Source organism: Cytobacillus praedii, assembly GCF_001439605.1.
GTDB lineage: Bacteria > Bacillota > Bacilli > Bacillales > Cytobacillaceae > Cytobacillus > Cytobacillus praedii.
The window spans coordinates 120,908-134,040 of the sequence record NZ_LMBX01000007.1; the positions used below are offsets into that span (position 1 = coordinate 120,908).

Consider the following 13,133-nt stretch of genomic DNA (forward strand, 5'->3'; position numbering starts at 1 on the left):
GAACAATTACTTTTAATGGATAGACATTCGTCTATCCATTTTTTTAGAGGTATGAAAGAATAAAATTCGGAGTCAAAGAATGATCTAACCACAGCGTCTATTGAAAACAAACTTCAGGTCTCCTCCTTGAAATAAGGAACATCGATTCGCTCGCGCTGATTATGTCACAATTTATCTCAGAGATTAATAGGCGTGGCTACTCTTCAGCCCTGGCAAGCATAAAATGGACATACAGCATGGCGCTGTTTTGGGCACAGAGCAGTACAGCTAGACTGGAGGTTACTGGGGTGCCAAAGCAAGAATGGAGGAGCCTCTAGTTTATACGTCGATGATCCAGGCGCTTATGATTTTTTCGGAAATGGAGGATTTAGTTTGGAAGGAATATTGCCTTTACTTAAACCAAAGGGACTAACTTCACATGATTGTGTATTTAAATTACGCAAACTGCTAAAAATGAAACGAATTGGTCATACAGGAACGCTTGACCCGGATGTGACAGGGGTTCTTCCGATTTGTTTAGGAAGAGCAACCAAAGTGGCTGAATACATAACGGATGCTGGGAAGTCATATGAGGGAGAGGTTACGATTGGCTTTTCTACAACGACAGAGGATTCTTCTGGTGATATTGTAGAACATAAAAAAGTGGAACAACCATTTTCACGAGAAAAGATATTAGCCATTCTGGAAAAATTGACTGGAGAAATAACGCAAACGCCACCGATGTACTCAGCTGTAAAAGTGAATGGGAAGCGGCTTTATGAATATGCAAGACAAGGAATAGAAATTGAACGCCCATCAAGAAATGTCATGATTTATTCATTAGAACTGCTGGATGATCGAACAACCTTTAATGGGGACCCGATTCGCTTTCGGTTTCGTGTTTCTTGCAGCAAAGGAACGTATATCCGAACGTTAGCTGTGATGATTGGCAACGAGCTTGGGTTTCCAGCACATATGTCTGATCTTACTCGAATACAATCTGCATCTTTTTCCATTTCAGATTGTTTAACATTAGAAGATATTGAAAGAGAAATAGAGACAGGGACTCTTTCAGAAAAGATTTATCCCTTAGAAACAGCACTTTCCCATTTGCCGAAATATAGGATAAATGATACAGTAGCAAAGAAAGTAAAAAATGGGGCTGTTTTAAACATCCCTGAGCAATTTAAAGACACAAAGGGGCCAATTGTGCTTGAGACAGACGAAGGCGCGGCACTGGCAATATACGAACATCATCCGCAAAAGCAAGGGTTGATGAAGCCGGCTAAAGTTTTAAGAAATGATTCACAAGAATAAGGCTCTAAATAGAAAAAAGGTGAACGATCAATGGAAGTTATATCAATCGAACATCCACATCAAATAGAAAAAAATGATTTTCCTGAATTAGTTATGGCACTAGGCTATTTTGATGGCGTCCATTTAGGCCATCAAGAAGTGATATTACAAGCAAAAAAAATGGCGAGGGAAAAGGGAATGAAGAGTGCTGTTATGACCTTTGATCCGCATCCGTCAGTTGTTTTAGGAAAAAGCGTAAAACATATTGAATATATTACCCCGCTTACAGATAAAAAGGCACTTATTTCTGAATTGGGCATAGATTATTTATTTGTTGTTCATTTTTCAAAGGATTTTGCCCATTTATTGCCACAGGAGTTTATCGATCAATATGTAATTGGCCTTAATATCCAACATGTAGTTGCAGGTTTCGACTATTCCTACGGCAGAATGGGAAAAGGAACAATGGAAACAATGCCATTTCATTCAAGGGATCAATTTAGCTTTACAATTGTTCCAAAATTAACAAATAATAATGAAAAGGTAAGTTCTACATTAATTCGTTCCTTGCTTCATCAAGGAAAAATGGAAGAACTTCCGATGCTCTTAGGCAGGCATTATCAAACAACAGGAACTGTCATTCACGGGGACAAGCGTGGTCGTACAATTGGTTTTCCAACAGCTAATATACAACTAACAGGTGATTATATCATACCTCCACTTGGTGTTTATTGTGTTCGTTTTTTTGTAAATGGCAAATGGCATGAAGGGGTATGCAATGTCGGTCATAAACCAACATTTAAAAGTCAGTCAGCAGCACTTCCATCGATTGAAGTCCATATTTTTGATTTTGACCAGGATATATACGGTCAACAGGCTACAATTGAATGGCATTTACACTTAAGAAAAGAGCAAAAATTCTCTGGCGTTGATGAACTTGTAGCACAAATTGCGGAAGATAAACAAAATGCTCTGCATTACTTTGAAAAAATCAAGGTTTAGCCTTGCTTTTTGTCATAAAAAGTTGTATTCTTATAAACGTATTAAATGAACCTTTGCTTGGCATGTCGAGTCACCGACGCTTGCTCAGTAAATGGGGATTGATAAATTAGGAGGTGAAACGGATGGCAATCACTAAAGAACGTAAAAACGAACTAATCAATGAGTTTAAAACTCATGAGAGCGATACAGGTTCTCCAGAAGTTCAAATCGCTGTCCTTACAGAAGAAATTAACACATTGAATGAGCATTTACGTACACATAAGAAAGATCACCACTCACGTCGCGGTCTTTTGAAAATGGTAGGTAAACGTCGTAACCTTTTAACTTACCTTCGTAACAAAGATGTTCAACGTTACCGTGAGTTAATCAATAAACTAGGCTTACGTCGATAATTAGAAAAGCGGGATTTATCCCGCTTTTTTATTAGCTTTAAAAAGAACACATGTTTACATACATAAACGAGCATTTTAACTAGTAATAAAAGTGTACATACTATGAATGGCGTATGATTTCATACTTAACATGTATATTATCAATTTATAAACTAAGGTTGTACAACCTATAAAGTATACGATAGAGAGGGGTTACGAAAATGGGGCAAGATAAGCATACCTATTCCATAGATTGGGCTGGACGCAAATTAACCGTAGAGATCGGCCAATTAGCGAAGCAAGCGAATGGGGCGGTATTAGTCCGTTATGAAGATACAGCTGTCCTAAGTACAGCAACTGCATCAAAAGAACCAAAGAATTTAGATTTCTTTCCTTTAACTGTGAATTACGAGGAACGCCTATATGCTGTTGGTAAAATTCCAGGAGGCTTCATTAAAAGAGAAGGCCGTCCGAGTGAAAAAGCCATTTTAGCAAGCCGTTTAATTGATAGACCCATCCGTCCGTTATTTGCAGATGGTTTCCGTAACGATGTTCAAGTAGTTAGCATGGTTATGAGTGTTGATCAGGATTGCTCTTCAGAAATGGCAGCAATGTTCGGTTCTTCCTTAGCATTATGTGTTTCAAATATTCCTTTTGAAGGCCCAATAGCAGGTGTAACTGTAGGCAGAATAGATGGAGAATTCATTATCAATCCTTCTGTTGAACAAACAGAAAAAAGTGATATCCATTTAGTCGTTGCAGGTACAAAGGATGCCATTAATATGGTTGAAGCTGGAGCGATGGAAGTACCTGAAGAAATCATGCTTGAAGCAATTATGTTTGGTCATGAAGAGATTAAACGTTTAATTGCATTCCAAGAAGAGATTGTTGCTGAAATTGGCAAAGAAAAAATGGAAATCGTTCTATATCAAGTTAATCCTGAATTAGAAGCTGAAGTACGCAGCATTTGTGAAAAGGATATGATTGTTGCCATCCAAGTTCAGGAAAAGCATGCACGTGAAGCAGCGATTAAAGTTGTAAAAGATGAAATCATTGCAAAATATGAAGAACAAGAAGCAGACGAAGATAAAATCAAACAAGTGAAGCAAATTCTTGATAAAATTGTAAAAGGTGAAGTACGCCGCTTGATTACGGAGGATAAGGTCCGTCCTGACGGCAGGGGCTTAGATGTTATTCGACCATTGTCTTCAGAAGTAGGATTGCTGCCCCGTACACATGGTTCTGGATTATTCACTCGTGGACAAACCCAGGCACTCAGCATTTGTACACTTGGTGCACTTGGCGATGTTCAAATTCTTGATGGACTGGGGATTGAAGAAGAGAAACGCTTCATGCACCACTATAACTTCCCTAACTTTAGTGTAGGGGAAACAGGTCCAATCCGAGGCCCAGGCCGTCGTGAAATAGGCCACGGAGCATTAGGGGAGCGTGCATTAGAGCCAGTCATTCCATCCGAAAAGGATTTTCCATATACAGTTCGTCTAGTTTCAGAAGTATTAGAATCAAATGGTTCTACTTCACAGGCAAGTATATGTGCAAGCACATTAGCGATGATGGATGCTGGGGTACCAATCAAGGCACCAGTAGCTGGGATTGCGATGGGTCTCATTAAATCGGGTGAACATTATTCCATCTTAACTGATATTCAAGGAATGGAAGATCACTTAGGTGATATGGACTTTAAAGTGGCTGGAACTGCAAAAGGGGTAACAGCTCTACAAATGGATATTAAAATTGAAGGACTCTCTCGTGAAATTTTAGAGGAAGCACTTCAGCAGGCGAAAAAGGGTCGTATGCAGATCTTAGATTCTATGCTGAGCACGCTTCAGCAGCCTCGAGTAGAGCTTTCCAAGTATGCACCAAAAATCTTGACAATGGAAATTAACCCAGATAAGATTCGTGATGTTATTGGACCAAGCGGAAAGCAAATTAATAAGATTATTGAAGAAACTGGCGTGAAAATTGACATTGAGCAAGATGGAACGGTCTTTATTTCATCTACTAATGAAGAGATGAATCAAAAAGCGAAAAAAATCATTGAAGATATTGTACGTGAAGTCGAAGTTGGACAAATGTATTTAGGTAAAGTAAAACGAATAGAAAAATTCGGTGCATTTGTTGAGATTTTCAATGGAAAAGACGGTCTTGTGCATATTTCTGAGCTTGCTGAGGAACGCGTAGGGAAAGTGGAAGACGTTGTTGCAATAGGCGACGAATTACTTGTTAAAGTAACAGAAATTGATAAACAAGGACGGGTAAATTTATCACGTAAAGCTGTTCTTCGAGAACAGCGCGAACAAGCTGAAAAGGCTGAAAAGTAATATAGACAACCAAAAGCCAGGGGGACACTCCTGGCTTTTTGCATGTAATTCCCTAAAAAAATATTCGTGTGTTAAATATAAGCAAATATTGCATACTAGATAGTGAGGACTTAGGCGTTCTACCTTGTCCCTTCAAAACATACTGTTAAGTGAAGGAGGCAGTAAGGATGAGAAAGGTGACTCATTTTGCTGTTATTTGTATTTTTGCTTTATTGCTCGTGAATAATCCATTTACAACTCAATATGTTTTTGGTCTGAGAGCAGATTCCGAAAACGTAATAAAGTATAAGGATCCATTATATACTGAGATTGTAAATAAATCTTCTGACTATTATATTCCTCCGCAGGATGCGGTCATTGATCGAGTGTGGAAAGCAATTCCCGGCTTGAATGGGATAGAAGTGGATTTAGAAGCCTCTTATAAAAAAATGAAGCCGAAAGGTAAATACGATAAAGATAAACTAGTATTTAAGCAAATAAAACCGAAAATAAATTTAAATGATTTGCCGCCAAGTCCAATTTATAAGGGACATCCAGATAAAAAAATGGTCGGATTTATTATAAATGTGGCTTGGGGAAATGAATATTTACCAGATATTCTTGCAACGCTGAAAAAGCATCATGTATCAGCAAGCTTTTTTTTAGAGGGCAGATGGGTACAAAATAATCCGGATTTAACAAAAATGATTGATGATGCTGGTCATGAAGTGGGAAATCACTCCTATACCCATCCAGAAATGGCTAAAATCACTTCTGAAAAGACAAGAACGGAAATTCTAAAGACAAATGAAGTCATTAAAGCAATCACGGAAAAGCCTATCCATTGGTTTGCGCCTCCGAGTGGAAGCTATAGAGACGAAACTGTCCAAATTGCCGCACAAGAAAAACTAGGAACGGTTATGTGGACAGTTGATACAGTTGACTGGAAAAAGCCTGCTCCTGATCAATTAATCCATCGAGTAATGAGTAGAGTGCATAATGGTGCATTAATATTAATGCATCCAACTGATCCGACCGCTAAGTCTCTCGATCGTTTAATTATGCAAATTAAGCAAAAAAACTTACAAATAGGAACGGTTTCTGATGTTTTAAATACTGAACGGTCGATAGAAAAAAGATAAGTGATTGTTTTTGGATTGACTTACTCCTTTGTTTATAGAGGAAAGACGAATATTTTGGAAATTTTTACGAAGATAGTATAAACTAGAGGGATGCAGCAGAGTACTGGAACAGGAGGAATTTATTTGATTAAAAAGTATACTTGCAATAATGGAGTAAGAGTTGTATTAGAAAATATACCAACGGTTCGTTCCGTTGCTATTGGTGTTTGGATTGGAACGGGTTCAAGGGATGAAAATCCGGAGAATAATGGGATATCTCACTTTCTTGAACATATGTTTTTCAAAGGAACGAAAACTCGGACAGCTAGAGAGATTGCTGAGTCTTTTGATAGTATCGGTGGACAAGTAAATGCTTTTACATCAAAAGAATATACTTGCTACTATGCAAAAGTATTAGATACACATGCAAAGTTTGCACTTGAAGTGCTAGCCGATATGTTTTTTAATTCTACTTTTGTCGATGAAGAATTGGATAAAGAGAAGAAAGTTGTCTATGAGGAAATAAAAATGTATGAGGATACACCGGATGATATTGTTCATGATCTGTTAAGTAAAGCGATCTATGAAAACCATCCGTTAGGCTATCCAATTCTAGGAACTGAAGAAACATTAGCTACCTTTAATGGCGATACATTAAAGCAGTATGTACATAATATGTATACACCTGATAATGTTGTAATCTCTATTGCTGGGAATATCTCTGAATCGTTTATACATGAGGTTGAACAATTTTTTGGGTCATATGAAGGTGGCACACGGGAGAAATCAGAACATAAAGCAGTATTTCATTCAAACAAAATAGCAAGAAAAAAGGACACTGAGCAAGCTCATTTATGTATCGGATTTAACGGACTGCAGGTTGGTCATGATGATATGTATGATCTGATCATTTTAAATAATATTCTTGGGGGCAGCATGAGCAGCCGTTTATTCCAGGATGTTAGGGAACAAAAAGGGCTAGCGTACTCGGTATTCTCCTATCATTCCGCATTCCAGGACAGCGGTATTGTTACCCTTTATGGGGGGACTGGGGCAGCTCAGCTGGATGTTCTCTTTGAAACGATGCAAGAAACCTTAAGCAAACTGAAACAAGAAGGCATAACAGCAAAGGAATTAAATAATAGCAAAGAACAATTAAAGGGCAGTCTGATGTTAAGCTTAGAAAGTACGAATAGCCGTATGAGCAGAAACGGGAAAAATGAGCTTTTATTAGGACGTCATCGTTCGTTAGATGAAATTATTGAACAGATTGATGCTGTTACGAAACAGGGTGTAGATAATATGGCAAATGACATATTTACTGACAACTATTCAATTGCCTTAATAAGTCCGGACGGAGAAATGCCGAAGAATATATAATTGTAAAGAACAGCCTGTTGCTTGCCGCAGGCTGTTTTTCTTTAGTCTAAATTTTAAATCGCAACGATAAGTTAATAAGGAGGAAATAAAATGGAGGGCTGAGAGATGAGATTAAGTGAATTAAGCGGAAAAGAAATTGTAGACGTGAAGAAAGCAGAAAGATTAGGGGTTCTTGGCCAAACAGATTTAGAAATTAATGAGAAAAATGGACAAATACAAGCATTGGTTATTCCTTCATTGAAATGGTTTGGCCTTAAAAGACAAGGTGATGAAATCAGAGTTCCATGGAGTCATATAAAAAAAATCGGAAATGATATGATTATTCTCGATATATCAGAAGAAGAGGAATAACAATTGAAAGCGAGGCAGACTGGCATAGCCAGTCTGCCTTTTTTTTGCATTTAAATAAAAATTAACTGCAAAACTTACTCAAGAGGGAGGAACGTGTTTTTCTTTCGTGGAAAACTCACCGATTTTCATTTCGATACATAAGATGTTGAAGTAGTTCTAATATAAATTCCTGTACGAATCTTTAGAAGAAGGTGAGGGTTTCATGCTGACAGGGATACAAATAGCAGTTATCGGCGGAGATGCAAGGCAACTTGAGATCATTCGCAAACTTACAGATCTAGATGCAAAGCTTTCTTTGATTGGCTTTGAGCAATTGGATCATGCTTTTACAGGAGCAGTCAAGGAAAAAATAGATGAAGTGGAATTTTCAAATAAGGATGTCATTATTCTTCCAGTACCTGGAACTGGCTCAGATGGCCAAATTGAAACAATCTTTTCAAATGAAAAGGTTTATTTACGAAAAGAAATGCTAAACGAAACACCTCCACATTGTACCATTTACTCAGGAATCAGCAACTCCTATTTAGACGGAATAACGAAACAGGCCAATCGGCGCCTTGTTCAATTATTTGAAAGAGACGATGTCGCTATTTATAACTCCATTCCGACCGTTGAGGGAACGATTATGATGGCTATCCAACATACTGATACTACAATTCACGGCTCTACTATTGCGGTATTAGGGCTAGGGAGAGTCGGAATGAGTGTAGCAAGAACCTTCCAAGCACTCGGAGCGAATGTGAAGGTCGGAGCAAGAAAAAGTGAGCATATTGCAAGAATTACAGAAATGGGGCTTACTCCATTTTATTTAAGTGATTTGGATAACGAGGTAAAGGATGTTGATATTTGTATTAATACAATCCCGTATTTGATCGTCACAGCATCCGTTATTTCAAAAATGCCTGTTCATACATTGATTATTGATCTTGCCTCTAAACCAGGAGGAACAGATTTTAGATATGCAGAAAAACGAGGAGTAAAGGCCTTGCTTGCACCAGGATTGCCGGGTATTGTCGCTCCGAAAACAGCAGGAAAAATCTTGGCAAATGTCCTGTCACAATTAATAAAAGAAGATGTAAAAAAGTGAAAGGGGTATCGAATCAGATGAGTTTAAAGGGAAAGCGGATCGGTTTTGGACTTACGGGTTCACATTGTACGTATGATGCAGTATTTCCAGAAATCGAAAGGCTTGTAAACGAGGGAGCCGAGGTACTGCCAGTTGTCACTTTTACGGTACAAAATACAGAAACAAGATTTGGCAAGGGTGAGGATTGGATCCAGCGAATAGAGGATTTAACAGGTAATAAAGTAATTGATTCCATCGTCAAAGCTGAACCGCTTGGACCGAAAATTCCATTAGATTGCATGGTCATTGCGCCACTAACAGGAAGTTCAATGAGCAAGTTTGCTAATGCGATGACAGACTCTCCAGTATTAATGGCAGCTAAAGCAACATTAAGAAATCACAAGCCAGTTGTGTTAGGGATATCAACAAATGACGCACTGGGTTTGAATGGTGTTAATTTAATGAGATTGATGGCAACGAAAAACATATATTTTATTCCGTATGGCCAGGATGACCCAGTGAAAAAGCCTAATTCAATGGTAGCAAGGATGACGCAATTATCAGATACAGTAGAAATGGCTATGGAAGGAAAACAATTACAGCCAGTTATAATTGAAAGGTATAAGGACTAAATAACCCCCTGCATTTTTCTAGCAAAAAGTTTATTACTTTAAAGAATGAATATGTTAGAATGAATGATATTATAAGAAAATTCTTTCATATGTTTAATGCTGCTTTTTGCTAGAAAAATAGTCATAAATAGAAAGGGGATTTGGAATGGAAAAGAAAGATGGATATCATGTAGCAGTACTTGGAGCAACAGGGGCGGTAGGGCAGCAAATGTTAAATACGCTAGAACAAAAAAACTTTCCTATTTCTACTCTTACTTTGCTCTCTTCTCCGCGATCAGCTGGAAAGAAGCTACTCTTTAAAGGTGTAGAGCATACTATTCAGGAAGTAAATCCTGATAGCTTTTCCGGTGTTGATATTGCTCTGTTTAGTGCAGGTGGCAGTGTTTCAAAAGAGTATGCAGAGCATGCTGTTAGACATGGAGCGATCGTTATTGATAATACAAGTGCATTTCGGATGGAAGAAAGCGTTCCATTAGTCGTACCAGAGGTGAATGAACAAGCTTTACTTAAACATCAAGGAATTATTGCGAATCCTAATTGTTCAACAATTCAAATGGTTGTTGCTCTAGAGCCTATTAGGCAAAAGTATGGACTAAATAAAGTCATTGTTTCAACCTATCAAGCTGTTTCTGGATCAGGAGCAGCGGCTGTTGATGAGCTTTACAGCCAGACAAAAGCTATTATTCATAATGAATCATATGAACCCGCTATTCTTCCTGTAAAGGGAGAGAAGAATCATTATCAAATTGCGTTTAATGCCATTCCACAAATTGATAAATTTGTGGAAAATGGATTCACATTTGAAGAAATGAAAATGATTAATGAAACGAAGAAGATTATGAGTCTGCCTGATCTTCATGTAGCAGCAACATGTGTAAGGCTGCCTGTTGCAACAGGTCATTCAGAATCAGTTTATTTTGAAATAAATGAAAAAGGAATAAGTGTACAAGAAATCAAGGATTTACTGGCAACCGCTCCTGGTGTTATTTTACAGGATGATCCAGATAATCAAATCTATCCTATGCCGGCTGATTGTGTGGGTAAAAGTGATGTCTTCATCGGGCGAATTCGCAAGGATCTGGATGAACTAAAAGGTTTCCATATGTGGGTTGTATCTGATAATCTATTAAAAGGGGCTGCATGGAATTCAGTCCAAATAGCGGAAAGTCTTATAAATTTAGGTATCGTGAAATAAAACCAATAGGGAATTGTCGAGCTATAGCGCCTACCCACTCGAGGCCGCAAGCCAAACCTCCCAGAAAGGTAAAGAACACCTTTCAGTGAGGCTTGACTTGTTTTGTCGGGGGTGAACAAGGCGTTTACGTATTTCATTTGAATAAGCCTAAGCTTTGTTATCATTGTACAAATAGCCTCTTTCATATTCTAATCGTTGCACTTGCTAAGTTAGGCTTCTTTAGCTTTTAACTTTAAATGAAGAGATATTCAGAGGTGTAACAATGAAAATTATTGTGCAAAAATATGGAGGCACATCTGTCCGTGATATTAATAGTCGAGAACATGCATTAAAACATATTAAAAAGGCAATATCAGATGGATATAAATTAGTAGTTGTCGTCTCAGCTATGGGCCGAAAAGGGGATCCTTATGCAACGGATACATTACTTTCTCTTATTGAAAAGGAAAAGATGATGATTAACAAAAGAGAAAATGACCTCTTATTGTCTTGTGGTGAGATTATATCGAGTGTTGTCTTTACGAATATGCTTCTAGAGCATGGCATTCAAGCAACAGCATTAACAGGTGCTCAGGCAGGGTTTCGAACAAATAATGATCACACAAATGCTAAAATCATTGATATGAGATGTGAAAGGCTGCTTAAGGAATTAGAAGTAAATGACTGCGTCGTTGTTGCTGGATTTCAAGGAGCCTCAAAAAATGGGGATGTGACAACGATTGGCAGAGGTGGAAGTGATACATCTGCAGCAGCATTAGGTGTTGCATTGAATGCGGAATGGATTGAGATTTTTACAGATGTGGATGGAATTATGACTGCAGATCCGCGTATCGCTGAAAATGCCCGGCCGCTATCAGTTGTTACTTATACAGAAGTGTGTAATATGGCTTATCAGGGGGCAAAAGTTATTCATCCAAGAGCCGTAGAAATAGCTATGCAAGCAAAAATTCCCATACGCATTCGATCCAATTATTCAGATGGCTTAGGGACATTAGTGACTACAATAAACAAAGAAGGCCGGGGTACTGATATAAGAGAACGATTAGTTACTGGAATCGCTCATCTTTCCCATGTCACACAAATTAAAGTTATTGCGAAAAAAGACCAATATAATTTACAAGCTGAAGTGTTTCAGGCAATGGCAAATGAAGAAATTAGTGTTGACTTCATTAACATTTATCCGAATGGCGTTAACTATACTGTAACAGAAGAAATGTCCGATAAAGCAATTAGTATATTAAAGAACTTAGGACATAACCCGATTGTGGAATTTGATTGTGCAAAGGTTTCTGTTGTTGGAGCAGGAATGCAAGGTGTCCCAGGTGTCGCAGCAAAAATTGTAACAGCTTTATCTGAACAGGGGATTCGTATATTGCAATCTGCTGATAGTCATACAACAATTTGGGTGCTTGTCAAACAGCATGATTTAAGTAAAGCAGTCAATGCCCTACATGATGCCTTCCAATTAGAGAAAGATAATGTACTGCAAAGTAAATAGGATTAGATTTAAAAGGGAGTGTAGCAATGATTCATTTTGGCCGGGTTTCAACAGCAATGGTTACACCTTTCGATAGGAAAGGACATATCGATTTTTCGAAAACAACACAGCTCATTAATCATCTCATTGAGAATGGAACGGAATCCCTTGTTGTTGCGGGTACAACAGGGGAATCTCCAACCTTATCAAAGGAAGAAAAGCTGGCATTATTTCAGCATGTGGTTAAAGTGGTTGATAAAAGGGTCCCTGTTGTTGCAGGTACTGGCAGCAATAATACGTATGCCTCCATCGAATTAACAAAAAAGGCAGAACAAATTGGGGTCGATGGAATTATGGCAGTTGCCCCTTATTATAATAAACCAAATCAGGAAGGACTTTATCAGCACTTTAAAAGCATTTCTGAAAATACGAAATTGCCAGTGATGGTTTACAATATACCAGGACGTTCAGCGGTTAATATTCTTCCGGAAACTGTTATCCGACTATCTAAACTTCCAAACATCGTTGCTGTTAAAGAAGCAAGTGGAGATTTGAATGCAATGGCTAAAATTATTGCCGGTACAGATGAAGATTTCCTTCTGTATAGTGGTGATGATGCATTGACAATCCCTGTCCTAGCAATTGGCGGTTATGGCATTGTTTCTGTAGCATCACATGTAATTGGAAATGAAATGCAGGAGATGTTACAGGCATTTTTAAATGGAGATAATAAAAAGGCCGCATCCATTCATCGAGAATTGCTGCCTATTATGGAAGGTCTGTTTGCAGCTCCGAGCCCGACTCCAGTAAAAACGGCGCTGCAGCTTAAAGGGCTTAATGTCGGCTCTGTTCGACTGCCCCTTGTTCCTTTAACTGAGCAGGAGAGAACAGCTTTAGTGGCATTATTCGAGACAAAAGAATAGTATATCAGGAGAAACCAAT

At 38.2% G+C, this 13,133-nt stretch carries 12 protein-coding genes; all 12 read left to right on the forward strand.

What is annotated here, in order from left to right:
• The first annotated feature begins 372 nt into the window (after positions 1–372).
• Positions 373–1,296, forward strand: coding sequence for a tRNA pseudouridine(55) synthase TruB (gene truB / locus ASU02_RS09835; protein ID WP_057763249.1), 924 nt, complete (start codon positions 373–375; stop codon positions 1,294–1,296).
• A gap of 30 nt (positions 1,297–1,326) precedes the next feature.
• Positions 1,327–2,277 carry a bifunctional riboflavin kinase/FAD synthetase gene (ribF, locus tag ASU02_RS09840; protein WP_057763250.1) on the forward strand — a complete coding sequence of 317 codons (951 nt, stop codon included), beginning with the start codon at positions 1,327–1,329 and terminating at the stop codon, positions 2,275–2,277.
• Positions 2,278–2,399: 122 nt separating this feature from the next.
• Complete coding sequence (gene rpsO / locus ASU02_RS09845) at positions 2,400–2,669, forward strand: 30S ribosomal protein S15 (protein ID WP_053475709.1); 270 nt, start codon at positions 2,400–2,402, stop codon at positions 2,667–2,669.
• A gap of 200 nt (positions 2,670–2,869) precedes the next feature.
• Complete coding sequence (gene pnp, locus ASU02_RS09850) at positions 2,870–4,990, forward strand: polyribonucleotide nucleotidyltransferase (RefSeq protein ID WP_057763251.1); 2,121 nt, start codon at positions 2,870–2,872, stop codon at positions 4,988–4,990.
• A 167-nt stretch (positions 4,991–5,157) separates the two neighbouring features.
• Positions 5,158–6,111 carry a polysaccharide deacetylase family protein gene (locus tag ASU02_RS09855; protein ID WP_057763252.1) on the forward strand — a complete coding sequence of 318 codons (954 nt, stop codon included), beginning with the start codon at positions 5,158–5,160 and terminating at the stop codon, positions 6,109–6,111.
• Between the two features lie 123 nt (positions 6,112–6,234).
• On the forward strand, positions 6,235–7,470 hold the full coding sequence (locus tag ASU02_RS09860; protein WP_057763253.1) for a M16 family metallopeptidase: 1,236 nt from the start codon (positions 6,235–6,237) through the stop codon (positions 7,468–7,470).
• A 105-nt stretch (positions 7,471–7,575) separates the two neighbouring features.
• Positions 7,576–7,821, forward strand: a complete 246-nt coding sequence (locus ASU02_RS09865; RefSeq protein ID WP_053475713.1) for a YlmC/YmxH family sporulation protein — start codon at positions 7,576–7,578, stop codon at positions 7,819–7,821.
• Between the two features lie 202 nt (positions 7,822–8,023).
• Entirely contained in the window at positions 8,024–8,908 is an 885-nt protein-coding gene (dpaA, locus tag ASU02_RS09870; RefSeq protein ID WP_057763254.1) for a dipicolinic acid synthetase subunit A, read from the forward strand.
• Positions 8,909–8,925: 17 nt separating this feature from the next.
• The gene (dpaB, locus tag ASU02_RS09875) at positions 8,926–9,519 is read left to right on the forward strand and encodes a dipicolinate synthase subunit B (protein WP_057763255.1); all 594 of its coding nucleotides are present in this window, start codon (positions 8,926–8,928) and stop codon (positions 9,517–9,519) included.
• 145 nt (positions 9,520–9,664) lie between these two features.
• On the forward strand, positions 9,665–10,714 hold the full coding sequence (gene asd, locus ASU02_RS09880) for an aspartate-semialdehyde dehydrogenase (protein ID WP_057763256.1): 1,050 nt from the start codon (positions 9,665–9,667) through the stop codon (positions 10,712–10,714).
• 262 nt (positions 10,715–10,976) lie between these two features.
• A complete protein-coding gene (dapG, locus tag ASU02_RS09885; protein WP_057763257.1) occupies positions 10,977–12,212 on the forward strand; it encodes an aspartate kinase in 1,236 nt (411 codons plus the stop codon).
• A 26-nt stretch (positions 12,213–12,238) separates the two neighbouring features.
• The gene (dapA, locus tag ASU02_RS09890; protein WP_057763258.1) at positions 12,239–13,114 is read left to right on the forward strand and encodes a 4-hydroxy-tetrahydrodipicolinate synthase; all 876 of its coding nucleotides are present in this window, start codon (positions 12,239–12,241) and stop codon (positions 13,112–13,114) included.
• Positions 13,115–13,133 lie beyond the last annotated feature (19 nt).

What these genes read in the sequence shown, in the direction of transcription:
- ASU02_RS09855 (WP_057763252.1), top strand. Translation starts at nt 5,158, where the DNA reads ATGAGAAAGGTGACTCATTTTGCTGTTATTTGTATTTTTGCTTTATTG.
- ribF (WP_057763250.1), top strand. Translation starts at nt 1,327, where the DNA reads ATGGAAGTTATATCAATCGAACATCCACATCAAATAGAAAAAAATGAT.
- dpaB (WP_057763255.1), top strand. Translation starts at nt 8,926, where the DNA reads ATGAGTTTAAAGGGAAAGCGGATCGGTTTTGGACTTACGGGTTCACAT.
- dapA (WP_057763258.1), top strand. Translation starts at nt 12,239, where the DNA reads ATGATTCATTTTGGCCGGGTTTCAACAGCAATGGTTACACCTTTCGAT.
- asd (WP_057763256.1), top strand. Translation starts at nt 9,665, where the DNA reads ATGGAAAAGAAAGATGGATATCATGTAGCAGTACTTGGAGCAACAGGG.
- dapG (WP_057763257.1), top strand. Translation starts at nt 10,977, where the DNA reads ATGAAAATTATTGTGCAAAAATATGGAGGCACATCTGTCCGTGATATT.
- pnp (WP_057763251.1), top strand. Translation starts at nt 2,870, where the DNA reads ATGGGGCAAGATAAGCATACCTATTCCATAGATTGGGCTGGACGCAAA.
- ASU02_RS09865 (WP_053475713.1), top strand. Translation starts at nt 7,576, where the DNA reads ATGAGATTAAGTGAATTAAGCGGAAAAGAAATTGTAGACGTGAAGAAA.
- dpaA (WP_057763254.1), top strand. Translation starts at nt 8,024, where the DNA reads ATGCTGACAGGGATACAAATAGCAGTTATCGGCGGAGATGCAAGGCAA.
- rpsO (WP_053475709.1), top strand. Translation starts at nt 2,400, where the DNA reads ATGGCAATCACTAAAGAACGTAAAAACGAACTAATCAATGAGTTTAAA.